Origin of the sequence: Flavobacterium sp. CAN_S2, from assembly GCF_015752255.1 — a bacterium.
Lineage (GTDB): Bacteria > Bacteroidota > Bacteroidia > Flavobacteriales > Flavobacteriaceae > Flavobacterium.
The window spans coordinates 230,652-254,177 of record NZ_JADOVA010000001.1; the positions used below are offsets into that span (position 1 = coordinate 230,652).

General features: G+C 34.1%; 24 protein-coding genes. 13 read left to right on the forward strand and 11 right to left on the reverse strand.

Features of this window, described 5'->3' with window-relative positions; genetic code table 11:
* Positions 1-7: 7 nt before the first annotated feature.
* From IWX80_RS00990 to IWX80_RS01015, 6 genes are all read left to right on the forward strand, one after another.
* Positions 8-676 carry a response regulator gene (locus tag IWX80_RS00990; RefSeq protein ID WP_196851796.1) on the forward strand — a complete coding sequence of 223 codons (669 nt, stop codon included), beginning with the start codon at positions 8-10 and terminating at the stop codon, positions 674-676.
* Positions 677-884: 208 nt separating this feature from the next.
* Positions 885-1,169 (forward strand): hypothetical protein, encoded by a 285-nt coding sequence (locus IWX80_RS00995; protein ID WP_196851797.1) that lies wholly within the window; start codon positions 885-887, stop codon positions 1,167-1,169.
* A 236-nt stretch (positions 1,170-1,405) separates the two neighbouring features.
* On the forward strand, positions 1,406-1,693 hold the full coding sequence (locus tag IWX80_RS01000; RefSeq protein ID WP_196851798.1) for a hypothetical protein: 288 nt from the start codon (positions 1,406-1,408) through the stop codon (positions 1,691-1,693).
* Positions 1,694-1,712: 19 nt separating this feature from the next.
* Positions 1,713-2,006 (forward strand): hypothetical protein, encoded by a 294-nt coding sequence (locus tag IWX80_RS01005; protein ID WP_196851799.1) that lies wholly within the window; start codon positions 1,713-1,715, stop codon positions 2,004-2,006.
* A gap of 267 nt (positions 2,007-2,273) precedes the next feature.
* On the forward strand, positions 2,274-2,723 hold the full coding sequence (locus IWX80_RS01010; protein WP_196851800.1) for a hypothetical protein: 450 nt from the start codon (positions 2,274-2,276) through the stop codon (positions 2,721-2,723).
* A gap of 131 nt (positions 2,724-2,854) precedes the next feature.
* Positions 2,855-3,667, forward strand: a complete 813-nt coding sequence (locus tag IWX80_RS01015; protein ID WP_334682175.1) for an endonuclease/exonuclease/phosphatase family protein — start codon at positions 2,855-2,857, stop codon at positions 3,665-3,667.
* A gap of 1 nt (position 3,668) precedes the next feature.
* On the opposite strand, the gene IWX80_RS01020 is transcribed toward IWX80_RS01015, so the two are convergent.
* Positions 3,669-4,511 (reverse strand): isoaspartyl peptidase/L-asparaginase, encoded by an 843-nt coding sequence (locus tag IWX80_RS01020; protein WP_196851801.1) that lies wholly within the window; start codon positions 4,509-4,511, stop codon positions 3,669-3,671.
* A 57-nt stretch (positions 4,512-4,568) separates the two neighbouring features.
* On the reverse strand, positions 4,569-5,441 hold the full coding sequence (locus IWX80_RS01025; RefSeq protein ID WP_196851802.1) for a cyanophycinase: 873 nt from the start codon (positions 5,439-5,441) through the stop codon (positions 4,569-4,571).
* Between the two features lie 269 nt (positions 5,442-5,710).
* Between IWX80_RS01025 and cphA the strand changes: the two genes are divergently transcribed.
* Positions 5,711-8,335 (forward strand): cyanophycin synthetase, encoded by a 2,625-nt coding sequence (cphA, locus tag IWX80_RS01030; RefSeq protein WP_196852914.1) that lies wholly within the window; start codon positions 5,711-5,713, stop codon positions 8,333-8,335.
* A gap of 128 nt (positions 8,336-8,463) precedes the next feature.
* Here the strand turns inward: cphA and IWX80_RS01035 are convergent, their stop codons facing one another.
* Entirely contained in the window at positions 8,464-9,723 is a 1,260-nt protein-coding gene (locus IWX80_RS01035) for an asparagine synthetase B (protein WP_196851803.1), read from the reverse strand.
* A gap of 167 nt (positions 9,724-9,890) precedes the next feature.
* Here IWX80_RS01035 and IWX80_RS01040 point away from each other — a divergent pair, with 167 nt between their 5' ends.
* A complete protein-coding gene (locus tag IWX80_RS01040) occupies positions 9,891-10,031 on the forward strand; it encodes a hypothetical protein (protein WP_196851804.1) in 141 nt (46 codons plus the stop codon).
* A gap of 35 nt (positions 10,032-10,066) precedes the next feature.
* Complete coding sequence (locus IWX80_RS01045; protein ID WP_196851805.1) at positions 10,067-10,723, forward strand: DUF547 domain-containing protein; 657 nt, start codon at positions 10,067-10,069, stop codon at positions 10,721-10,723.
* Positions 10,724-10,787: 64 nt separating this feature from the next.
* On the opposite strand, the gene IWX80_RS01050 is transcribed toward IWX80_RS01045, so the two are convergent.
* The 8 genes from IWX80_RS01050 to tgt all read right to left on the reverse strand — a co-directional run bounded on the left by IWX80_RS01050 (position 10,788) and on the right by tgt (position 19,403).
* Positions 10,788-11,456: a response regulator gene (locus IWX80_RS01050; RefSeq protein ID WP_196851806.1), complete on the reverse strand. Its 669-nt coding sequence runs from the start codon at positions 11,454-11,456 to the stop codon at positions 10,788-10,790.
* A 3-nt stretch (positions 11,457-11,459) separates the two neighbouring features.
* Positions 11,460-12,251, reverse strand: a complete 792-nt coding sequence (locus tag IWX80_RS01055; RefSeq protein ID WP_196851807.1) for a sensor histidine kinase — start codon at positions 12,249-12,251, stop codon at positions 11,460-11,462.
* 643 nt (positions 12,252-12,894) lie between these two features.
* Complete coding sequence (locus IWX80_RS01060) at positions 12,895-13,287, reverse strand: hypothetical protein (RefSeq protein WP_196851808.1); 393 nt, start codon at positions 13,285-13,287, stop codon at positions 12,895-12,897.
* Between the two features lie 181 nt (positions 13,288-13,468).
* A complete protein-coding gene (gene dnaB, locus IWX80_RS01065) occupies positions 13,469-15,013 on the reverse strand; it encodes a replicative DNA helicase (protein ID WP_091171360.1) in 1,545 nt (514 codons plus the stop codon).
* A 151-nt stretch (positions 15,014-15,164) separates the two neighbouring features.
* Positions 15,165-16,118, reverse strand: coding sequence for an acetyl-CoA carboxylase carboxyltransferase subunit alpha (locus IWX80_RS01070; RefSeq protein WP_196851809.1), 954 nt, complete (start codon positions 16,116-16,118; stop codon positions 15,165-15,167).
* A 115-nt stretch (positions 16,119-16,233) separates the two neighbouring features.
* Entirely contained in the window at positions 16,234-17,121 is an 888-nt protein-coding gene (locus tag IWX80_RS01075) for a DMT family transporter (protein ID WP_196851810.1), read from the reverse strand.
* Positions 17,108-18,196 carry an LptF/LptG family permease gene (locus tag IWX80_RS01080; RefSeq protein ID WP_196851811.1) on the reverse strand — a complete coding sequence of 363 codons (1,089 nt, stop codon included), beginning with the start codon at positions 18,194-18,196 and terminating at the stop codon, positions 17,108-17,110. The genes IWX80_RS01075 and IWX80_RS01080 overlap by 14 nt, the downstream gene beginning before the upstream one ends.
* Before the next feature lie 76 nt (positions 18,197-18,272).
* Positions 18,273-19,403, reverse strand: a complete 1,131-nt coding sequence (gene tgt / locus IWX80_RS01085; RefSeq protein WP_196851812.1) for a tRNA guanosine(34) transglycosylase Tgt — start codon at positions 19,401-19,403, stop codon at positions 18,273-18,275.
* Between the two features lie 338 nt (positions 19,404-19,741).
* Here tgt and IWX80_RS01090 point away from each other — a divergent pair, with 338 nt between their 5' ends.
* The 4 genes from IWX80_RS01090 to IWX80_RS01105 all read left to right on the forward strand — a co-directional run bounded on the left by IWX80_RS01090 (position 19,742) and on the right by IWX80_RS01105 (position 23,489).
* Positions 19,742-20,509 carry an abortive infection system antitoxin AbiGi family protein gene (locus IWX80_RS01090; protein WP_196851813.1) on the forward strand — a complete coding sequence of 256 codons (768 nt, stop codon included), beginning with the start codon at positions 19,742-19,744 and terminating at the stop codon, positions 20,507-20,509.
* Between the two features lie 186 nt (positions 20,510-20,695).
* On the forward strand, positions 20,696-21,523 hold the full coding sequence (locus IWX80_RS01095) for a hypothetical protein (RefSeq protein WP_196851814.1): 828 nt from the start codon (positions 20,696-20,698) through the stop codon (positions 21,521-21,523).
* A gap of 186 nt (positions 21,524-21,709) precedes the next feature.
* Positions 21,710-22,246 carry a GNAT family N-acetyltransferase gene (locus tag IWX80_RS01100; protein WP_196851815.1) on the forward strand — a complete coding sequence of 179 codons (537 nt, stop codon included), beginning with the start codon at positions 21,710-21,712 and terminating at the stop codon, positions 22,244-22,246.
* Positions 22,247-22,451: 205 nt separating this feature from the next.
* Positions 22,452-23,489, forward strand: coding sequence for an aldo/keto reductase (locus IWX80_RS01105; RefSeq protein ID WP_196851816.1), 1,038 nt, complete (start codon positions 22,452-22,454; stop codon positions 23,487-23,489).
* Positions 23,490-23,526: the final 37 nt, after the last annotated feature.

Genomic DNA, 23,526 nt, shown 5'->3' on the forward strand with positions numbered 1-23,526 from the left:
GTAGCTTATGTTTAATAAAGTATTGATTGCCGAGGATTTAGACACAATAAGCGTAGGTGTTATTCAAGCACTGAATGAGATTTCTGTTGCAGAAATTCATCATTCCAAATACTGTGACGATGCTTTTTTGAAAATAAAAAAAGCGCTACATGATAATGTACCTTATGATTTACTTATCAGCGATTTATCATTTAAACCCGATCATCGAGATAACCGACTAACTTCCGGCGAAGAACTAATTGAAGCAGTAAAAAAAGTACAGCCAGATATAAAAACAGTAGTATTTTCTATTGAAGATAAATCATTTCGAATTAAGTCACTTTTTAAAAACCAAGGAATCAACGCCTATGTATCTAAAGGTAGAGACAGCATTCCGGAGCTTAAAAAAGCAATTCAGCGTATTTATAATAACAAAGAAATTGAGCTCACCTCAGAGATTGAATATGCGCTAAGAGATAAATCACTTTTTGAAATTGAAGCGTATGATATTACCCTTTTGAAATCATTAGCCAAAGGTTTCACACTAGACGATATTTCGACCGAATTCAAAGATTCGGGAATTATTCCAAATGGCAGCAGCAGTTTAGAGAAACGCATCAATAAATTAAAAATATACTTCAAAGCAAGTAACAATGTACATTTGATAGCTATCACAAAAGATTTAGGACTGGTATAATCTGGCATCGCCTCATCAAGAGAGTTACTTCCCCTGAATAAAAATCCGAATTATATTTAAAAGTGCATTTTAAACAAAAATGATTCTTAAAAGAGAAAATACATTTTTATTAAAATTGCACAAAAAAACACTCCCATTACGGTTTTCCGTAAAGATAAAGTTTTAAAAGACATTAGGTTTGCCACAACAAACTTTAAGATCATTTAAAATGGCCAATTTCACAAAAGACGACTTAGCATTTACCGGATATTCACAAAAAATCGATTTGGCAAATAATCCAGAACATATCGAAATACTTGACGGTATGTACATTGACAAAACAGAAGAAATTGAAGTAATACATTTCTGTAATCAGTTTCTAGAAAAATATAAAGTTCCTCAAACCAGAGCAAGTTTTCAAAAAGTTGAAAGTTTCTTACAACATACAGCGTTAGAAAATGAAGTCTATAAAGCTCAATTACAAGATTGGATAGCAAGCAACTGGATCAAATAATACACTTTTTTACCTATAAGTCTGTAACTGAAAATAACTTTTTACGGTATATAATTTGCAGCAAAACCTCGTTTTTTTTTGATTGCTAAATAATTCTTGACCTCAAAAAAATACAACTGATAGCGGATTCAAATAATTATTTTGCTGGAATACGGTTTACCGTAAGGAACGAAATTTTATTGCCTTTACCTTTGATGAGAGTATAAAACCTAAATGATTTTGCAAATAATTTAGTCATGAAAGAAAACGAAGTGCTGAACAATGAAACTAAAAAATATAGAATTGAAAAATGGAATAAAACGCTTCATGATTATGATAATTATGTAAAAGAATACCTAAAGGATTATAAGAAATCGCTTCAAGGAAATAGTATTTCTTTATCCAAATATCCTTACATGAAAATCAAATCAGAGGCTTTATATAAGAAACTTAAAAAAGCGACAGATAAAAAAATTTTGACAGAAAGTCAGATAAAAAAAATATTACAGATTCAATTAAAAATAGTAACTGCCTGTTGTGAGTAAATCTTTTTAAAAAGACAAAATGAAAAAAAATATTTTACTGGTAACTATACTAACAATTTTGATTTTTTCCTATCCAACAAAAACTAAACATAAGAATAACAATTCAAGTATCAACAGAGAAAACAGTATCCTAATAACGGTACAAAGCGACCGGAAATATGATTCTGATGAAGATGTCAGAAAACTTTCAAAGGAATTTTTCGAAAAAAAAACGATAAAAAACCAGTTTGACACCTCAAAAATAAAAATTTTAATCAACATTCCTCAAGGCACAATAAAGGAAAAATCCTGTATTATAAAAACAGCTATGTAAGTCCAAAAACTAAAGTAGAATAATCCTTTCAAACATAAATAGTTTACAAAAACAACAACAAATAATGGCATCAATAGTACTTCTTAACCTCAGTTTACTTTTTGCTGTTCAAATCGGAATTATGATACTAGGTGCAATTTGGCTAGTATTTTTAGTATATCATTTATGGAAAAATAAATAATATTTCTCTTTTCAAACAAGACTTTATAAAGTCTTTCAAAAAAAACTCAACATCTATAATTAATTCAATAAAGATTAAGAACAACCATGATTTTAAAAAATAATTTCATAGAACTATCATTAAGTGAGAACGGGATACTTTTAATCTTTAAAACAAAAGAAAAAAAGCAAATTTTGTTTTCTGATTTGGACCAAGTTTACATCACAGTAAACAAAATAAAAACTATTTACATTGCCCTAATTTTTGCAATTTCAATAGGATTAGCTGGATTTAGCTATATCACTTTCCAAATAGACTTAATCCTGATAATAGCTTTCTTATTAGTAATTACCATCATTTTAAAAATGAATGATTACAAAAGATATGGTCTAAAAATACGTTTAAAAAACGGTGTTGTTTTTGAAAAAAAAATAGATATCAAATCCAAACATGAAACAATAGATTTTGTAAATGACATTCGAAAAGAGATTTATGATTGTAAAATAAAAAAGAGTAATGAGGCTTTAATTAAAGTTCAGCATGAATCTGTTGTGTAAAAACGGAAAATCCTGCAAAAAAATTAACTTCAATAAAAAAATACAACTGAAAAAACTTTACTCACATTGCTCAATCTAAGTTTGAATTGTTTTAATTTTACAAGTTATAAGACCCAAAACAATTCCCAAAATTGACTACATTAAAAGCGCTTTATTCAGCATTATTCCTCCTTATTCCCTTCTATATTTTCTCCCAAACGAAACTCGTTTCCTGGAATATCGAAAACTTTGGAAAATCAAAATCTGAACAAACAATCAACTATATTGCAAATTCGCTTAGAGAATATGACATAATCGCCATTCAGGAAGTCGTGGCGGGATATGGTGGCGCACAGGCTGTGGCCCGGTTAGCAGATGAACTGAATCGCAAAGGCACGAAATGGGATTATGTAATTAGCAATCCTACCAGCAGCAGCGCTTACAAAACCGAACGTTATGCTTTTATTTGGAAAACAAGCAAGGTTAAAAAAATAGGAAGAGCCTGGCTTGAAAAGAAATACCATTTAGAGATTGACAGAGAACCCTATTTTTGTACGTTTGAGTATGAAAATAAACAATTTACAGTCGTGAATTTCCATGCAATTACAAAGAAAAGACAACCTGAAACAGAAATTAAATATTTCAAGTATTTACCGGATGAATATCCAAATTTGAACTTGATTTTTGCTGGGGATTTCAATTGTCCGCAATCACACACGGTTTTTAACCCTTTGAAAAAAATGGGTTACACTTCTATTTTGATTGGTCAAAAAACATCGCTGAAACAAGAATGCAAAAACGACAATTGTCTGGCTTCGGAATTTGATAATATGTATTTTAAATCTTCGAAAGTAAATACTATAAATTCAGGAATTATTGCGTTTTATAAAAACTTCAATTCTTTAAAAGAAGCCCGAATAATCTCTGATCACATTCCTATTTGGTTTGAATTTTCTTTGAACTAAATTAATCAAAAACTTCAAATTGATCACCGTCAAAACTGGCGAAAACCATACTCGGGTGCGAATCCTGATGAAACATATTCCCTTTATTATCAATAGCAATGGCACCGGCAAAACCATCATAAGGTTTTAATTCATTAAACGTTTTAGTAAAAGCTTCTTGTAATGAAAAACCATCAGTAACTCGAGTTACAATTTTTGTTGCAGTGGCATTACTCACAATATCCTCACCCACTCCTGTCAAACTCACGCCACAAAATGCATTAGCATAATTCCCGGCTACAGTTGCAGAATCAGAAATACGTCCCGGAATTTCAAATCCTTTACCTCCAGTTGAAGTTGCTACAGCAATTTTTCCCTTGGCATCTAAAGCTACACAACCAACTGTTCCAGTTCCTAATGATTTCAGTTTCGCTTCATACTCTGCTCTTCTTTGTGGAATTTCGGTTGAAAAAGCTTCAAAACCATGTTTCCTTGCAAAATTAGTAGCTCCACTACCGCCTAAAATTCTATCGTCATATTGCATCAGTATTTGTGCAACCTGAACCGGATTCTTCACTTCTTCAATATTGATAACGCCACTCATTTTCTGAGTTTCCCCATCCATAACGGCTGCACTCATTCTGATTTTTCCGTCACTTTGTATTTGGGACCCAATTCCGGCATTGAATAATTCGTCATCTTCCAAAAGAGAAACCGCATAAACAACAGTTTCTAATGCAGAATGCGTTTGTAAAAATGCATAGGAATCTTTTACAATTCTTTCTAATGCATTTTGCTTGGCAACTTTTGTTTCGTTGTTGGTTGATGATTCCGAGAAAAAACCACCATGTATAATTAATTTCATAATTGATTGAAGCCTTTTAGTTTACTGTATAAAAATCTGTTATTCGCAAACTAACTATTATATGTAATGTGAAGATTGAATGTGCATTTTGTGCGTATCAAGATTGTAAGTATCAAACTTGCTCATCACATGGGTTACTAAATGGGAGATCGAAATGGGTTGTCCTAATTCTACTTTCGTTAAATTAGTGTCTTTTATTTCACGACCATCTACTAAAATAACCAAGCCGGAACCTATGGCTTCCATTTCCTTATTATTGGTAATCAACAATCCTGTATCCTCACCTAAACCTATTCCAAGCACTCTCGGATTCCCTACAACAGCTTGAAAAAGTCTGCCAATTCTGCCGCGTTGCACAAAATGAGTGTCAATAATAACACCGTCAATTAAACCCAATCCGCTTGAGATTTTCACTTCACCTTTCAATAACGCTTCTGAGCTGCTTCCCTGATAAATCATGTTATTTGAAGCTGCTGCTGCTCCAGCCGAAGTACCTGCATAAATAAATTCTTCATTATGGTATTTATCCAGTAGCATATCATGAAACGGGGTCCCTCCAAGAATAGAACTCAATCGCAACTGATCGCCTCCGGTAAACATAACAATATCAGCTGCTTGCAATCGTGCCAAAACCTCAGGATCAGCGGCTTGTTCTCTCCTTTCAATATGGAGAATATCTACATTTTTAGCATTCAAATATTCAAAAGCCTTGACATATTCAGGTCCTATTTCTCGTGGAATAACAGAGGCCGTTGTAATAACTTCTATTCGTGATTTTTCTTTATGTTTTGATTCATTTAATATCCTTTTTAGAATTCCAGCTTCAAAAAAGTTTAAATTATTGGTTGCATTTTTATCTAAATCGGTTTCCGTAAAACTTCCTTTGTCAACTGCACCGCCTATTATTATTAGTTTTCCAAGTATATTCATTTTGTAAAAATAACCAAAAAGATAAAAAAGAGCCTTTGAAGTTGTGTTTTTTTTTCAATAATTGCCAACAGAGCTACTAATAATTAATTTTTAAAGAATAAATTTTGATTCCTATCGTAAAAACTTTACTTTAGTTGCATTCTAACTTATTTAGATTGAATTATTAGATTGTACTTTACTTTTTTTACCCAAATCTATTCTGGTTAAAAATGAAAATTAAGCCTTTGTATTCAACTATTTTTTACACAAAAAATAATCTTTCCGTTTTTATGAAAATAATCAAAGTACAAGCCCTCCGTGGTCCGAATATCTGGAGTATTCAAAGAAAAAAATTAATCCAAATGCGCTTGGATTTGGAAGAAATGGAGCAATTTCCCACCAATAAAATTGACGGATTTAGAGAACGAATCGAAGCAATGTTTCCTTCAATGATTGAACATCGTTGTTCCGAAGGTTGTCGCGGCGGATTTTTTTCCAGAGTTGAACGTGGCACTTGGATGGGACATGTCATCGAACATATTGCACTCGAAATTCAGTCTCTTGCAGGAATGGAAACCGGTTTTGGAAGAACCAGAGAAACCAAAACTCCGGGAACTTATAATGTAGTTTTCAGTTATACTGAAGAAAATGTAGGACTTTTTGCTGCGGAATCCTCCGTTGCCATAGCCGAAGCTTTAATTGCCGGAACTGAATATGATGTTGATGCCGACTTACAGAAGATGCGTGAAATACGCGAACGTGTTCGCCTTGGTCCAAGTACAGGAAGTATTGTAGAAGAAGCTGTCTCCAGAGATATCCCTTGGATACGCCTTGGAACAAATTCTTTAGTACAACTTGGATATGGTATCAATCAAATGCGTTTTCAGGCAACAATCACCTGTAAAACCAGCAGTATTGCAGTAGATATTGCCTGCAACAAAGAACAAACTAAAAAAATGTTGGAGATGGCCTCTATCCCTGTGGCAAGCGGAAGCATTTGTGTAGACGAAGAAAGTCTAGCTGAAGTAATACAAAAAATTGGCTATCCTATTGTCCTAAAACCTTTAGGCGGAAATCACGGAAAAGGTGCTTCTATTAATGTAACCAATTGGGAGGATGCAGTGGCTGGTTTAGCTTTTGCACAAGCATATGGAAAACGTGTCATTGTAGAAAAATTTATAACCGGTTTCGACTTTAGAATATTGGTTATCGATAATAAATTAGTTGCTGCCGCAAAAAGAGTTCCGGCACACGTAATAGGAAATGGAACGGACAGCATTCAGCAATTAATTGAAATTACCAATCAGGATCCAAGAAGAGGTTATGGACATGAAAATGTGCTGACTCAAATCGATGTTGACAGAGATACAGAAGATTTATTGGAAAAACTAAACTATACATTGGAAACGATTCCTAGAATCGGCGAAATTGTATTTTTGAAATCAACAGCAAATTTAAGTACTGGCGGAACTTCTGTAGATGTTACTGATATGATGCACCCGGAAAACATCTTTCTAGCAGAAAGAATTTCTAGAGTGATTGGACTTGATGTTTGCGGAGTTGATATTATGGCAGAAAATTTAACGCAGCCGTTAAAAGAAAATGGCGGTGTAATTCTGGAAGTCAATGCGGCTCCCGGCTTTAGAATGCACCTTGCACCTTCTGAAGGATTGCCAAGAAACGTGGCTGCACCGGTAATTGACATGCTATATCCTCCGGGAAAATCGTGTCGTATTCCTATAATTGCCGTAACAGGAACTAATGGAAAAACTACTACAACCCGACTATTGGCACATATTGTAAAAAATAATGGTTTCAAAGTAGGTTTCACAACATCAGATGGAATTTATGTTCAAAACCACATGATGGAAAAAGGAGATACGACAGGACCTCTTAGTGCCGAATATATTTTGAGAGATCCAACTGTAGAATTCGCAGTTTTGGAAACTGCCAGAGGCGGAATTCTTCGTTCTGGGTTGGGCTTCAGTCGCTGTGATATCGGGGTAATCACGAATATTCAGGAAGACCATTTAGGTTTAAGTGACATTCATACTTTAGACGATTTGGCCAGAGTTAAAGCAACAGTGGTCAAAAGTATCAAGAAAAACGGCTGGGCTGTTCTAAATGGTGACGACGAACATTGTATAAAATTAGGAAAAGACCTAAATTGTAATGTAGCTTATTTCAGTTTGAGCGAAGACAGCGATTTTATCAAAAAACTTTGTGCCGAAGGAAAAACAGTTGCAGTCTACGAAAATGGCTATATCACTATCAAAAAAGGAGAATGGAAAATCCGAATTGAGCGCGCTACTCATGTACCTTTAACATTGGGCGGTAAAGCAAAATTCATGATTGCCAATGTCCTTGCTGCTACTCTAGCTAGTTATTTATGGGGTTTCAAGACTGAAGATATCAGCTTGTCCCTTCAGACTTTCATTCCAAGTGCCGCTCAAACGCCAGGGCGTATGAATATTTTTGAATTCAAAAAATTCAAAGTCCTAATTGATTTTGCTCATAATGCATCTGGTTATAAAGGGGTTGAAGAATACCTTCAAAGCGTAGATGCTTCCAAGAAAATAGGAATTATTGCAGGAGTTGGTGACCGTCGTGACGAAGATATCAGGGAATGTGCCACTATTGCGGCCCGAATGTTTGACCATATCATCATCCGACAAGAAAAATACTTAAGAGGAAGAACCGAAGATGAAATTATTAATTTAATCCTGGATGGAATAAAAACTTCAGGAAAAACCGTTACCTATGAAATTATTCCTAAAGAAACCGAGGCGATCAAACATGCTATAAATTGTGCCGAAGAAGGAAGCTTCATCACCGCTTTAAGTGACGTCGTGACCAATGCAATTGATATTGTACAAGAATATTTAGACAAAGAAAATGAACACGGAGTAGTGTAATTTTTTCAGGAGCTAATCCTGCTGTCCGTTATATCTTTGTTTGCCTAAAGAAGGCAAACAAAGGATGCCACTACCATCAGGGCTAAAAAACAAAAGCCAATCGAATTCCGATTGGCTTTTGTTGTATATTATGTTTTCAATTTTTTCTTTCTGGCTGCAGGAAACAAAACGTTATTCAAAATCAAACGATATCCCGGTGAATTAGAATGTAAATCTAAAACTGTTGGAGGATCTCCCACCTGATGCTGAAAATCTTCCGGATCGTGACCACCATAAAAAGTAAACATTCCTTTCCCTTTTTGCCCATGAATATAACGGGCTTCCCCATTTAGCTCACAAGTTCCCATCACCAACACATTTGACTTAATTAAGGGCGCATCAAATGCAGTAGTTTGCCCCATAAATCCTTTGACCAACTGTGTATGGTTTTGACAAAGCATACTTGGAATTGGATCCCATTTAGCCGAAAATTCCATTAAGGTAAAGTAATCTTTCTCCATCGGAATTCGTCTTTTTGTAGTCATATCTATATCCGAAAATTCATATTGCTCCGGTTTTCTTTCCAATGTAAAATCTTTGAAAGCAAATGAATTACTGTAATTCATTTTAGATTGGTAATTTCCTTCACTAGGATCTCCATCAAACATAGCTTCGCAAATATCTACACCATCCGCTGCCAAAGCGATGTCAAAACTATCCGTTGCAGAACACATGGCAAACATAAATCCACCACCAATTACAAAGTCCCTGATTTTTTTAGCAACAGCTCCCTTTTCCTGAGACACTTTAGCATATCCTAATTTAGTTGCTAAAGTCTCCGCCTCTTTCTTTTGCTCGATATACCAAGGTACGTTCTTATAAGCCCCGTAAAACTTACCGTATTGACCCGTAAAATCTTCATGATGCAAATGCAGCCAATCGTATAACAGCAGTTGATCGCTTAATACTTCTTCATCATATATTGCAGTGAAAGGTATTTCAGCATACGTCAAAACTAAAGTCACAGCATCATCCCAAGGTTGTTTTCCTTTAGGAGTATACACCGCAATTTTAGGTGCTTTTTCCAGCACCACCGATTCCATATTTTGGGAAGGACTTGAGATTTCATTTAATATTGTCAATTCTTCCGCATCAGAAATGATTTCAAAACTGACACCGCGTATCTGACATTCTTTTCTGATTTCCTCGGCATCAGGCAATAAAAAGGAACCTCCGCGATAATTAAGTAACCAACTCGCTTTGTAATTTTTGTCCAAACACCAAAATGTAATTCCGTATGCTTTCAAATGGTTTTGCTGCGTAGTTTCATCCATTGGAACCAATATAAACGAAGCTTTGGCAGTTATAGACAATAGAAAAAGGAATATATAAAAGAGTTTCTTGAGCATTTTGCGGTAATTTTTTAATCTCAAAGATAGAAAGTAAGGACTTCAAATGAATAAAATTTAACGTTTAAATGAAGCTTTATCATCGCTTTTCTAAAAAACACGTAAAAATACGCATAGCCAAATTATTTCTTAATTATAAATTCGCAGATATCCTTTAATAAACCAAAATGAAAAATTTAATAATGAATCCAAACGAAAGCAATGATCCGTTCAATCTTCTGAATTTATTAAAAAAAATAGGATTGTGTTTATTAATAATCCTTATCATTACTTTTTACATGCTTTGCTACCAACATCTTAGCCTATAAAGAATCAAAATCATTCTCAAAAAATATAAATTATTTTGAAAAATTATTACACCGCTTTATCAGAAGAAATTCTCGTCACTGCAAAATCAGATGGCGATTCAACCTTGCTGAGAAGACAACTTTTCTATATCCGGGCAGCAAAACTGGAGAAAAGTCTGGATAGTGATGATTTGAGAAAGACCTTTTGGATAAATATCTACAATGCGTATTATCTCATTATTTCAAAAGAATCTACTGACAACACTTCAATTTACAACTTGAAAAGAATAAAAATTGCTCGTTCTCAATTGTCATTAAACGATATTGAACATGGGATTTTAAGGAAATCCAAATTTAAAATAGGATTTGGATATCTTACGAATCCATTTTATTCTGATTTTATAAAAACGTTTGCGGTAAAGGAGTTGGATTACAGAATCCATTTTGCTTTACAAAGTATTTCTTTAGAAAAAACTACCATTGATTATTACGATAGTGAAATAATTGAAAACCAACTCGGTCAAATTACCCACAATTTAATTCGATCTGAAACTGAATTTGATCCAAAATTAAAATTAATCCGAACATCAAAATTTTTATTCTCTTATTATCGGGATTTTGGAGGTATGAGCTCTGTTAAAAAACTATTACAAGCAAGTTTAAAAAAAGACTTGAAAGGGTATACACTTCAGTTCAAAAACTCTGCAAAATAAAGAACAATTACTAATGCATCCCAATTGCCGTTTCTCTCCCAATTAACGCAATTTTCAAAAAAAATTAAACTTCAAAATCCATAATTTCATTCTGAACAGCATAAACCACTAAACCAGCGATATTCCTCGATTCAGTTTTCAATAATAAATTGTTGCGATGACCTTCTACCGTTCTTGGACTTATAAACAGCTTTTCGGCAATTTCAGCCGTACTTTTTTGCAAACAAATCAGTTTTAATACTTCAAATTCACGAGCTGTCAAAAAATTATTATCTAAAGCGCTCTTTGTTTTTTTAGCAGTCAACACATCATCCTGAATAATTTTCATGACATAATCCGTGTAGTAAAAACCTTTTTCAGCAACTTCATTTATAGTTGTAATCAATTCTTGCGGGGTTGCATTTTTTATCAAATACGAAACCGCGCCTACATCAATCATATTGGCAACAAAAGACTTTGAATCATAACTGGTCAGTGCTATTATTTTTAGTTTTGGAAATTCCACATGAATAATCTTAGTCGCTTCAACACCATTAATTCCTGGCATTTTTAAGTCCATGATGATAATATCCGGAAGATTATTTTTATTTTTTTGGAGAAAAGAAATCAATTCATCCCCGTTTGACGCTTCAAAAATGATGTCAATATTTGGTTCACGACCCAATAAAAAAGAAATTCCTTTTCTAAAAAGAATCTCATCATCCACTAATATTATTTTTATAGTTTTACCCATTTTTTAAAAATTAAAAACTACCGAAATTCCTTTGTTTAATGCTGATTCTAATGTCATTTTACCATTTAAAAAAGCAATTCTGCTTTCTATATTTTTCATTCCTAAACCTTTTTTATTTTCGTCGGATTTCATTTCAAAACCAATTCCGTTATCTGAATAATAACAGTTTTTGATTCCGTTCTTCTCTTCAAAAAGGACTGCAATAAGAGTAGCTTTTCCGTGCCGAAGCGAATTATTCATCAGTTCTTGCAAAATTCTAAAAACATGCAAATGTTTATCAATGTCTTTGATATCAAATGCAGTTTTGTTTTCATAATTTACTTTAACCGCTTTCGAACTGCTAAATTCCAAACATAATTCCTCGACTCCTGCATGAAGTCCAAATTTTTCTAAAACGGGAGGCAACAAACCGTGTGCAATTTTTCTTGAATTATCTAAAGCTTTACCGGTAAGATTGATAATGTTTGCTGTAATTTCATGAATCTCGTTTTGAGATAAATTAGGTGTAGTCAACAAATGCGAGTTCAGCGAAACGATATTCAGTTTAGAACTGATGTCATCATGCAAATCTTGCGCAATACGCTTGCGTTCCTCTTCTTGAGTAATAATTACAGCACTTAAAAGTTCTTTTTGATACTGAATTTCTAAATCCTTCTTTTCTAATTCCTTTTGAATGATTTTCTTTCTTGAAAAATAAAAAAACAATATCAAAACCAATCCCATAAGAAGGAAAGCGATAAAACTATACACTATAATTTCAATTATTTCACTTTCCTGCAGAGTATTGACTTTCATAAAATTGTTTTAAATTCTCTTTTTTTAGAAAAACTTTTTTTCCATTCTACCAATATAAAAATCTGATACAAAACATACAATATACTGTTCAAAATCCACGTAATTTTACTCATTTTTGGACTTAAAACAATTGTCAGATTCCCTACGAGAAACAAAATTGTACTGCCGAACAAATAGAATAAAATGCCCATATTTATGAAATAGAACTCTTTTTTTTCATTTAACATATTGTAAAAATGAAAAGTGGCATACAGAATCAATAATATGGAAGTTATGAATATTTCAAAAAGATTAAATTTTAAAAACAAAGAAAAGTCAATGGCATATTGTATTGCTAAAGCTAACAAGACTATGATTAAACAAACTTTCACTATTTTTTTTTGCAATTCTCCTTTTAAAATATTTATGTAAAAAAGACTCAGAAGTATAAACTGGCCGATAAAATAAAAATGCGAGAGATATAAGTTATTAATATTGAATTTTTTCAAGGTCATTGAAGTAACTTGGACTAAAAAAATTACACCAAGATACCATGTAAAAATTGAGTACGCTTTCCCGTCATTTCTGGCACCTTTAATAAATAAAATGAGGTTAAGAAATAAAATTAAGTAACCAATATCTGCAAATAATCTCCACATGTCAATTAGGAATTTAAAGGACTTTCAGGATCACTCGCTGGCGGGCAAGGCTCTGTAAAATCGTATATATTATCTTCACTTCCTGCTGAATTTCCAACCCCAACAGTAATCATATCTACATAAATTCCTGTTTCCGGATTGAATTTTGTTCCTACAATCATTAATTTTTCAACGCCTTCATCATTCACTCCAATATAAGCTCTCACCGCATCTACTCCTTCTGCTAGAACTTCCAGTAAATCAACTTTTGGAATCAAAAAAGCATTGACATGATGGTGTTTGTTGTAATTACCTTCTCGTTTAGTCCAACGTTTGGCCCATTTTTGTGCTGTTTTTAATGGAATAGAATTAATCGATTTTCCTTTAATTTTCCCTTCTGAAGTAGTTTTTTGTGACATAGGTTTTGAGTTTTGGTCTACAATATTTTTGAAATTAAAAATCGTTAGCTAAACTACTATTTTTTATTGTTTTAACAAAATTCATCCTATCTAATACCGTATTAAAAAGCCTAAATCATTCGTATGATTTAGGCTTTTTAATCTTATATCCTATAAAAAGAGGACTAACTTCTTTCATTTTCTAAAAAGGAACGTCGCTGTCATCATCCGGATCATTCAAATTACTTCCAAAAGCATCATTCGCAGATGGTAAATTTTTAGTAATAAAAGGATTGTCATCCTGATTCATGCTGGATGGTAAATCATCATACCCACCGCTGTAATCTTCCAGATTATCAAATTTTCCTAAATGCCCAATAAACTTCAAACGAACGTTTTCAATACTACCGTTACGGTGTTTTGCAATCATTATTTCTGCCTGACCCGCAGTTGGTGATGCTTCATCATCATCCCATTCGTCAATTTTGTAATATTCCGGACGGTATAAAAAAGATACAATATCGGCATCTTGCTCAATCGCTCCCGATTCACGTAAATCAGATAATAAAGGTCTTTTGCTGGATCCACGCGTTTCTACTGCACGCGACAATTGCGAAAGGGCTATTACAGGAACGTTCAATTCCTTAGCTAAAGCTTTTAGGTTTCGGGAAATCGTTGAAATCTCCTGCTCTCTATTTCCTCCACCTTTTCCGTTTCCTCCTGCCGTCATCAATTGCAAATAATCGACAATGATAATTCGGATTCCATGTTGCGAAACCAAACGTCTTGCTTTTGCACGTAAATCAAAAATTGATAATGAAGGCGTATCATCAATAAATAATGGTGCTTTTTCTAAATTCTTCACTTTAGTACTCAACTGTTCCCATTCGTGTTTTTCTAATTTTCCGGTACGCAATTTCTCCGAGGACAAACCTGTTTCAGAGGAAATCAAACGGGTGATCAACTGCACGGATGCCATCTCCAGAGAAAACAAGGCTACGGGCATTCCGAAATCAATTGCCATATTTCTGGCCATCGATAATACGAATGCTGTTTTACCCATTGCAGGTCTAGCCGCTATAATAATTAAATCACTCGGCTGCCAGCCAGAAGTAATCTTATCTAATTTATCAAAACCTGTGGCGACACCACTCAATCCTTCTTGACCGGCGATTTCCTCAATACGTTTTTTGGCTTGCAATACTAAACTCTGCGCCGTTTCGGAACTTCGTTTAATGTTTCCTTGTGTAACCTCGTATAATTTAGATTCGGCTCTGTCTAATAAGTCAAAAACATCCGTTGTTTCGTCGTAAGAATCTTCGATAATTTCTGTCGAAATCCGAATCAAACTGCGTTGAATAAATTTTTGAAGAATAATTCTGGAGTGAAATTCAATGTGTGCCGAAGACGATATCTTTTGCGTAAGCTGAATTAAGTAAAAATCGCCGCCTGCCAAATCCAATTTTGCATTTTTCTTCAGTTGTGCAGAAACGGTTAATAAGTCAATAGGCTGCGTTTCTGTAAACAGTTGAACGATAGCCTCAAATATATGTTTGTGTGCTTCTTTATAAAAAGCATCGGGCTGTAAAATGTCAATTACATCATCAACCCCTTTTTTGTCAATCATCATGGCACCCAACACAGCTTCCTCTAAGTCGAGAACCTGCGGTTGCAATTTTCCTTTTTCAAGGCTTATAATAGTAGTTTTATCAACCTTCACAGGATTAATATTTCTGAAGTTTTCCATAGAGCGAAAGTAACGAAAATTAAAAAAATATGGTTGTCGAGTTGTTATAAATAATTGTTCATAACTAACTATTTTTTGTTTATAACCCAAAAAAAACCCGTCTCGTTCTAGGTTCTAGCGCGAGACGGATTATATGTGAAATTGTAAGATTTTACTCTTTATACTCGCCCATTTTGCTGTATTTATCCATCCTTTGGGCAATTAATTGTTCTGTTGATAAGTCTTTCAACTCATTAAAACCCTTCATAATATATTGCTCTACGGTTTTGAAAGCAGTTTCTCTGTCGTAGTGTGCTCCACCTAATGGTTCTGGAATAATATCATCTACTAACTTTTGCTTTTTCATGTCAGCCGAAGTCAATTTCAAAGCCTCAGCAGCTTGTTCTTTGTATTCCCAGCTTTTCCATAAAATAGAAGAACATGATTCTGGCGAAATAACGGAATACCAAGTGTTTTCCATCATATATACTTTGTCACCAACTCCTATTCCTAATGCACCTCCAGAAGCTCCTTCACCAACAATAACGGTGATAATAGGCACTTTTAAGCGAATCATTTCAAATATGTTTCTGGCAATAGCTTCTCCTTGTCCGCGTTCTTCTGCTTCTAATCCTGGATAAGCTCCCGGAGTATCAATAAGAGTGACCACTGGAATACCAAATTTTTCAGCCATTTTCATCAAGCGCAACGCTTTCCTATAGCCTTCTGGATTTGCCATCCCAAAATTACGGAACTGACGCATTTTAGTATTGATCCCTTTTTGCTGACCTACAAACATAAACGATTGTCCATTAATTTGTCCTAAACCACCTATCATGGCTTTGTCATCTTTAAACCCTCTGTCTCCAAAAAGTTCAAGAAATGTACCTTTAGTAAGATTAGTAATATGCTCTAGTACATAAGGCCTATTAGGATGACGAGATAACTGAACACGTTGCCAAGCCGTTAAATTTTTATAAATATTCCTTTTAGTCTCTTCTAGTTTCTTGCTGATTTGTTTGCAAGTATTCGTTACATCAACATCTGATTCCTGACCAATAATGAGACATTTGTCTAACTGATCTTCTAGTTCTTTTATTGGAAGCTCAAAATCTAAATATTCCATAGGATTTTTGCGTTTTTGTTTTTATTTCGAACCGCAAATATAAAATTTTAAATCGTTCGAAACGGTAAATATTCTATTTATGTGTAAAAGTTTGCTTCAACAAAGCAGGAAATTCTTAAACTGTTTTGCCCTTTTGATAGTGTTTAATTGCACCATTAAGGATTACTGTAATTACTATTATCAGTGCGCCAATATAAAATTCAAAACTCATTTTTTCTTTTCCGCCAAGGATGAAATACGCCAATACAATTCCGTAAACCGGCTCTAAATTCGTAGTCAACATGACCGTGTACGGCGTTAGTTTTTGCATTACTTTCACCGATGCCGTAAAAGCATACGCGGTACAAACCGAGGCTAAAATCAGGATTAAAATCCAATTATTAGCGGTCAATACAAAAAAGTCCAGTGTGAATTTCCCTTGAAATAAAAAGTAAATGGTGATGAAGGCAACACCCGCCAAAAATTCATAAAACGAAATTACCGAAGGATCGTGATCCGCAATCAGCTTTCCGTTCATCAGCGTAAACAAAACGCCTAATATGATGGATGCCAAAGCGTACAACATTCCGTCAAGGTAATTGATTTCGACTTTCATAATCAATGCCAATCCTGCGATTATGATGAGTCCAAAAAAGACTTCGTACCACAAAACCTTTCGACCATAAAAAAGCGGCTCTAAAATAGATGCGAAAAAAGCACCCAATGAAAAAACCGACAGTGTTATGGACACATTAGAAACATGAATCGCTTTGAAAAAAAAGATCCAGTGTAACGCAATCAATAACCCGACGAAAATCAATTTGAGGAACGATTTTAAAGGAATTCGAAACGATTTTTTCTTAAAAGCCAAAAACAGCGCTAAAAAAACAGCTGCAAAAAACATGCGATACCAAACCAAAGCATCTGCTGTTATGGTGATTAAAGCGCCTAAAATGGCAGTAAAACCCCAAATAAAAACAATTAAATGAAGGTTTAAATAACTTTTTAAATTATCGTTTTGCATTTCGTAGTAAATAAATGGCTAAAATTCCAAAAGCAATATTGGGCAACCAAACCGCTAACATCGGAGGAATACTGGATTTTTCGGCCAATACGCCAAAGATTTTATCAAAAAACACAAAGGCAAAAGCCAATGCAATTCCTATGGCCAGATTCGTTCCCATTCCGCCTCTACGCTTCATCGAAGAAACGGCTACGGCAATAATGGTAAGAATAAAAGCCGATACCGGAACGCTGTATTTTTTATACAAAACCACTAAGTACACGTTGATATTAGAGGAACCTCTTTCTCTTTCTTTTTCTATAAAAGCATTCAATTTTCCTAAGCTCAACGTTTCCGCAATATAAACTACAGGTGTTAAATCCTCTAAATCAAAAGTAAAAACAGCCTTTTTTTCCGGCAGCTTTTCAATTTTATCATTCAGTTCACCTACCGTTCTTTTCGTGTAATCATACATCGTGTAAGTGCTGTCCTCTTTATTCCATTTGATTCTGCTGGCCGTTATTTTATGGACTAATTTCTCGTTCTTAAATTTCTCCAAGGAGAAACTAAAAGCAATTTTCGATTCGGCGTTGAAACTGTTTACATAAATAAACTCATTGTCGTTGATCTGGCGGTACACATCCGTATTATCACCGCGCATGGCTTCTTTTCCGCCTCCTTTCAAGTACGTGTACCTGAAATTATTAAAACCTTCACTGGCCGCCGGCACGACAAAGAAACCCATTAACAATACAAAAACTGAAACGATGGAAGCACCTATAATATAGGGTCTTAAAAATCGTGTAAATGAAATCCCCGAACTTAAAATAGCAATAATCTCCGTATCATTTGCCAGTTTTGATGTAAACCAAATCACCGATAAAAACAAAAATATAGGAAAAAGGGAATTGGCAAAATAAACCGTAAAGTTGTAATAATAAAGTGCAATCTCTAAAAACGGAACTTTATTTTCCAGCATTTTATTGATCTTTTCGGATACATCCACAACGATTCCTATCGGGATAAACAACAACAGCATCACCGCGAATGTGGCTAAATATCTTTTTAGGATGTATTTGTCTATTATTGTTAGCATGTTTTTGTTTAAGGTTTAAAGTTTAAGGTTTAAAGTCAGCGCTGGAACGTTAAACTTTAAACCTTAAACATTTTTTTTACAAACGTTGACTCATATTTTTCACCATCATTTCTTTCCAAGGTCTGAAATCGCCCGCTAAGATATGTTTTCTGGCTTCACGAACCAACCACATATAAAAACCAAGATTGTGTATCGTGGCAATTTGTTTTCCTAGGTATTCATTAGCAGCAAAAAGGTGGCGCAAATACGCTTTCGTGTATTCTGTATCCACGTAAGTGATTGCCATTTCGTCAATTGGAGAAAAATCAGCTTCCCACTTTTTATTTTTGATATTGATTGTACCATTTGCAGTAAACAACATTCCGTTTCTAGCGTTACGCGTAGGCATCACACAGTCAAACATGTCGATTCCAAGGGCAATATTTTCCAAAATATTGATTGGAGTTCCCACGCCCATCAAGTAACGCGGTTTGTCTTCCGGTAAAATTTCGCAAACCACTTCAGTCATTGCGTACATTTCTTCGGCAGGTTCCCCTACTGAAAGTCCACCAATAGCGTTTCCTTCTTGATTTGAATTCGCAATATATTCCGCTGATTGCTGACGCAAATCCTTATAACAACTTCCCTGAACAATTGGGAAAAAAGCTTGATCGTATCCGTATTTTACAGGCTGCGTGTCTAAATGATTGATGCAACGGTCTAACCAACGATGCGTCATTTTCATGGAGCGTTTTGCGTAATTGTAATCACAAGGATACGGCGTACACTCATCAAAAGCCATGATAATATCGGCACCAATGGTACGTTGAATTTCCATCACATTCTCTGGCGTAAAAAAGTGGTACGAACCGTCTATATGCGATTTGAACTTCACTCCTTCTTCCTTAATTTTTCTGTTGGCCGAAAGGGAATACACTTGGTAGCCACCAGAATCCGTCAAAATATTACGGTCCCAGTTCATGAATTTATGCAAACCACCAGCTTTCTCCAGGATTTCCGTTTGTGGTCGCAAGTATAAGTGGTAGGTATTTCCCAGGATAATATCCGGGTTAATGTCTTCTTTCAGTTCCCGTTGATGCACTCCTTTTACCGAAGCTACGGTACCCACAGGCATAAAAATTGGAGTTTCAATCACCCCGTGATCAGTAGTAATACTTCCCGCTCTGGCTTTGGACTGCGGATCTTTTTTTAATAAATCAAACTTCATAGTAACGTATTTCACCCGATTGTTCGGCTGGCAAAGATAGGTTAATTTGAAATCTACATCAAAAAAATGTTTTTCATCCTTTAAAGTATAAAAATAACCTGAAAGTTCTCGGGATAACCAACTAAAATCATCCCATTTCTATTCAAAACACATCCAGCTAATGAAAATCATTTTGATGATTTGTAAGAAAATTTTAATATATTTGAAAATCAATAAAGCGAAACAAACCTTCGCCAATCTACCCATATTTGGGTGTATTTACGATGGTTTGTTTTGCCTATATAAAAGTTGTGGGCAATTGTCGAGCGAATCGATAAAAAAGAACGTAAATCAATCATATGAGTAATATTAGTTCGAATTGTTTATTTCATTTTACATCCAAAGCTGAATTTCTAATTGGTATTTTGACGAACACGTTTATACCAAGATATTGTTATGAAGAAACAAAACTCAACTCGAGTTTTGACAGACCTAAAATGATGGGCGCAAGACCAATGGTCTGCTTTTGCGATATTTCTTTGAGTCAAATAAACAATCATGTCAAAACATATGGAGATTATGGTATCGGAATGACCAAAGAATGGGGAATTAGAAATAAGCTAAATCCTTTGATATACGTTAACGAAGGTTCCGAATTAGCCGATGCTTTCAGCAAGATGGCAAGTACAATGTTCGATCTACTCGATAAAAATTGCAATGAATATACCCGAAATGCTTATGACCAATTTGCAAAAATGTCAAATTTTGTTAAGCCATATTCTGGTGAAATAATTATGAATTCAAAACCTGTAAATATTCGTTTCTACAACGAGCGTGAATGGCGTTTTGTTCCTGATGTTGCTAACGATGACAATGTTTCTTTAATTTTAAGTAAACAAGATTTTGAAAATCCAATCAAACTGGCTTCTGAAAATATTAAACTGCAAAACTATAAACTTAAATTTACACCTGACGATATAAAATACATTTTTGTTAAAAACGATAAAGAAATACACTCAATGATTACGGCATTGAGACAAATAAAAGGTGATAAATTCAGTCCTAAAATATTAGATTTACTCGCCTCAAAAATTTTAACAACTAAACAGATTGAAGAAGATTTTTAAAACAACTGCCCTCAACAGCCGTTTGGAAAGATTGCGAATTTTGTGGTAAATTCACGTTTGCGTTCTGCAAGAAATTTTATCTTTAGTAGAAAATAAACGGTTACGAACTTCCAGCCATCTCAAAGCAGCGAAACGTTATGCCTAATGTTACGGAAAACCTGGAAATTAAAGACTTTATATTAAAACATGAAAAATTCATTCGAAAATATTGAGAAATTTATCAAACCATTTCGAGAAATGCAAGAAAAGTTAAAGCCAGTTATCGAAATGCAAAAAAGAATGGAGCATATAAACAAAATGCAGAAGACGTTTGAGAATATTAATAAAATTTATACTTCTGTTCCAAAATTTAATAATGTTTTTTTAGAACAATTAAAATCTTTTCAAGAGATTGGAAATCGCTTAAAAGAATATGAAGCAAAAACCCCAGATTATTTATTACTAATTGCTCAAAACGGTTGGTATATGGAATTGGATTGCGAAATGAAATTTCCTTCAGAAATTGCTAAAGATTTTGCCGAAGACAAATCCGATATTGCAAATGAAAAATTAACCAACTACTACACTGAAAATCTTGATAGAATTTTCGCAGAAATTACTTCAAGACATACAAACAGAAAGGAAATTTTTGAACAAATTTTATCTGCTTTTTACAGAGGAGAATATTATACAATTATACCTTGTATATTATCACAAGTTGATGGCATTTGTTTTGACTTCACTAAAAAAAAATTTTTCATAAAAGAAAAAGACAATAAATATTTGCCACAAATATCTTCTGAATTAGAAAAATCAGTTGGAAGCTTTTTGAATATCTATTTATCACCGTTAAAAAATCAAACGCCAATAATGGTTCAGGAAAAACAGATTTCAGAATTTCCTTGTAAATTAAACCGTCACGAAATATTACACGGAATAAATGTTGATTATGGAAATAAAGAAAATAGTTTGAAAGTAATTTCTCTTTTAAAATATATTTCCGATTTACTAATTGAAATCGAAGAAAAACACTAGGCATAACAGCCGTTTTGCTCTATTAAGAATTTTGTGGCAAGTTCACTTTCACGATTCGCAAGAATTTTTATCTTTAACAGAAAATAATTCGTTCCGAACTTTGCAACTGATGAGAAGCAGTAAAACGTTAAAATTCAATTTATTACGACCAATAAGACAACCATCAATTGACATAAAAGGAATATAATGACGACAGAATTTCCAATAATAAAAACCGAAAAACTTTTACTTCGACAATTTGTTGACAACGACCTTAAAAATGTTTTCAAAGGACTTTCGCATCCAGATATTATCAAATATTATGGAGTGAGTTTTCAAACATTGGAAGCAACGAAAGAACAAATGACTTTTTTCGCTGACCTTGAAAAAAACGAAACGGGAATTTGGTGGGCTGTTTGCTCTGCAGACAACAAGACATTTTACGGAGCAGGCGGACTAAACAGTTTAAATAGAGAACATAAAAAAGCAGAAATAGGATTTTGGCTAATTTCAGAGTTTTGGGGTAACGGAATTATGAAAGAAGCTATGCCGTTAATTTGTAATTATGGATTTGATAATTTGGAACTTCATAGAATTGAAGGGTTTGTAGAGTCAGAAAATAAGAATTGTAAAAACGCAATGGCTAAACTGGATTTCCAACACGAAGGAACAATGAAAGAATGTGAAATTAAAAATGGCAAGTTTATAAGCCTTGACATTTATGCAAAAGTGAAGACAACTTAATGATGAGTAAACTAAAAAAATCAATTGAAAAAAACCCGATCACACTGATATACAAAAATCGTTAGTGCAGTTTTTCAAACTGTGCCAACAGCAGCAAGCAAATAACAAAAAAATCAAACCTCATTTTGAACACAAACAACTGCGTTTTGGACACACTCAAATATGATAAAGTTCTAAACTTTGCACTTCACTAATACATAAAAAAATGAAGTACAAAATTTTAGGAAATACAGGTTTGAAAGTTTCCACACTTTGTTTAGGGACAATGAACTATGGCGGAAAAGGTTTTTTCGGCTATATGGGTAACCTTGATCAAAATGCAGTGGATGAACAAATTAAAATTGTAACCGAAGCAGGTGTTAATTTTATTGACACAGCAAACATTTACTCAGAGGGACTTTCGGAAATTATGATTGGCAAGGCAATCAAAAACCTTTCAATCAATAGGGACGACTTGGTTTTGTCAACAAAAGTGAGAGGTACTATGGGCAAAAGCCAAAACGACTTGGGGCTTTCAAAAAAGCACATTATTCAACAAGTTGAAGGAAGTTTAAAAAGGCTTGGTACAGATTATATTGACTTGTACCAAATTCACACAGCAGACCCACTAACGCCCATTGAAGAAACCATCAGAACATTAGATGATTTAGTGCGAAGCGGAAAAATTAGGTATTTTGGCGCAAGTAATATTATGGCTTGGCAATTAATGAAAGGCTTGGCTTATTCTCAGTACAATCATTTAGACAGATTTGCTTCGTTGCAAGCAAATTACTCTTTGGATGTAAGAGATGCAGAACGTGAAATTATACCTATGCTAGAAGACCAAAAAGTGGGAATGATGGTTTGGAGTCCTTTAAGTGGTGGTTTGCTTACCGGAAAGTATAAAAGAAACGGACAGAATGAAGAAGGAAGACTAAATAATTTTCCGTTTCCGCCTTTTCACGAAGAAAGAGCTTATGATGTTTTAGATGTGCTTACACCAATGGCAGAGACAAAACAAGTTTCAGTTTCGCAATTGGCGTTGGCTTGGTTGTTACATCAGCCGGTAGTAAGCAGCATTATTATTGGTGCAACCAAAATACATCAACTTCAGGACAACTTAAAATCTGTTGCTGTTGTATTTACGCCAGAGGAATTAAATCAGCTGAACGAAGTAAGCAAATTGCCTGCTGAATATCCAGGAAATGTTTTGGAAATAATGACAATGGACAGAAGTGCCGGAGTTGATTTTCAAAATGCTTAACTTTACTAAAATAACAAAGTAGGCAGTAAAAACCACT

Excerpts from the sequence above, each read along its gene's own strand:
- IWX80_RS00990 (WP_196851796.1), top strand. The coding sequence starts at position 8 with ATGTTTAATAAAGTATTGATTGCCGAGGATTTAGACACAATAAGCGTA.
- IWX80_RS00995 (WP_196851797.1), top strand. The coding sequence starts at position 885 with ATGGCCAATTTCACAAAAGACGACTTAGCATTTACCGGATATTCACAA.
- IWX80_RS01000 (WP_196851798.1), top strand. The coding sequence starts at position 1,406 with ATGAAAGAAAACGAAGTGCTGAACAATGAAACTAAAAAATATAGAATT.
- IWX80_RS01005 (WP_196851799.1), top strand. The coding sequence starts at position 1,713 with ATGAAAAAAAATATTTTACTGGTAACTATACTAACAATTTTGATTTTT.
- IWX80_RS01010 (WP_196851800.1), top strand. The coding sequence starts at position 2,274 with ATGATTTTAAAAAATAATTTCATAGAACTATCATTAAGTGAGAACGGG.
- IWX80_RS01020 (WP_196851801.1), bottom strand. The coding sequence starts at position 4,511 with ATGAAATTAATTATACATGGTGGTTTTTTCTCGGAATCATCAACCAAC.
- IWX80_RS01025 (WP_196851802.1), bottom strand. The coding sequence starts at position 5,441 with ATGAATATACTTGGAAAACTAATAATAATAGGCGGTGCAGTTGACAAA.
- cphA (WP_196852914.1), top strand. The coding sequence starts at position 5,711 with ATGAAAATAATCAAAGTACAAGCCCTCCGTGGTCCGAATATCTGGAGT.
- IWX80_RS01035 (WP_196851803.1), bottom strand. The coding sequence starts at position 9,723 with ATGCTCAAGAAACTCTTTTATATATTCCTTTTTCTATTGTCTATAACT.
- IWX80_RS01040 (WP_196851804.1), top strand. The coding sequence starts at position 9,891 with ATGAAAAATTTAATAATGAATCCAAACGAAAGCAATGATCCGTTCAAT.
- IWX80_RS01050 (WP_196851806.1), bottom strand. The coding sequence starts at position 11,456 with ATGGGTAAAACTATAAAAATAATATTAGTGGATGATGAGATTCTTTTT.
- IWX80_RS01055 (WP_196851807.1), bottom strand. The coding sequence starts at position 12,251 with ATGAAAGTCAATACTCTGCAGGAAAGTGAAATAATTGAAATTATAGTG.
- IWX80_RS01060 (WP_196851808.1), bottom strand. The coding sequence starts at position 13,287 with ATGTCACAAAAAACTACTTCAGAAGGGAAAATTAAAGGAAAATCGATT.
- dnaB (WP_091171360.1), bottom strand. The coding sequence starts at position 15,013 with ATGGAAAACTTCAGAAATATTAATCCTGTGAAGGTTGATAAAACTACT.
- IWX80_RS01070 (WP_196851809.1), bottom strand. The coding sequence starts at position 16,118 with ATGGAATATTTAGATTTTGAGCTTCCAATAAAAGAACTAGAAGATCAG.
- IWX80_RS01075 (WP_196851810.1), bottom strand. The coding sequence starts at position 17,121 with ATGCAAAACGATAATTTAAAAAGTTATTTAAACCTTCATTTAATTGTT.
- IWX80_RS01080 (WP_196851811.1), bottom strand. The coding sequence starts at position 18,196 with ATGCTAACAATAATAGACAAATACATCCTAAAAAGATATTTAGCCACA.
- tgt (WP_196851812.1), bottom strand. The coding sequence starts at position 19,403 with ATGAAGTTTGATTTATTAAAAAAAGATCCGCAGTCCAAAGCCAGAGCG.
- IWX80_RS01090 (WP_196851813.1), top strand. The coding sequence starts at position 19,742 with ATGAGTAATATTAGTTCGAATTGTTTATTTCATTTTACATCCAAAGCT.
- IWX80_RS01095 (WP_196851814.1), top strand. The coding sequence starts at position 20,696 with ATGAAAAATTCATTCGAAAATATTGAGAAATTTATCAAACCATTTCGA.
- IWX80_RS01100 (WP_196851815.1), top strand. The coding sequence starts at position 21,710 with ATGACGACAGAATTTCCAATAATAAAAACCGAAAAACTTTTACTTCGA.
- IWX80_RS01105 (WP_196851816.1), top strand. The coding sequence starts at position 22,452 with ATGAAGTACAAAATTTTAGGAAATACAGGTTTGAAAGTTTCCACACTT.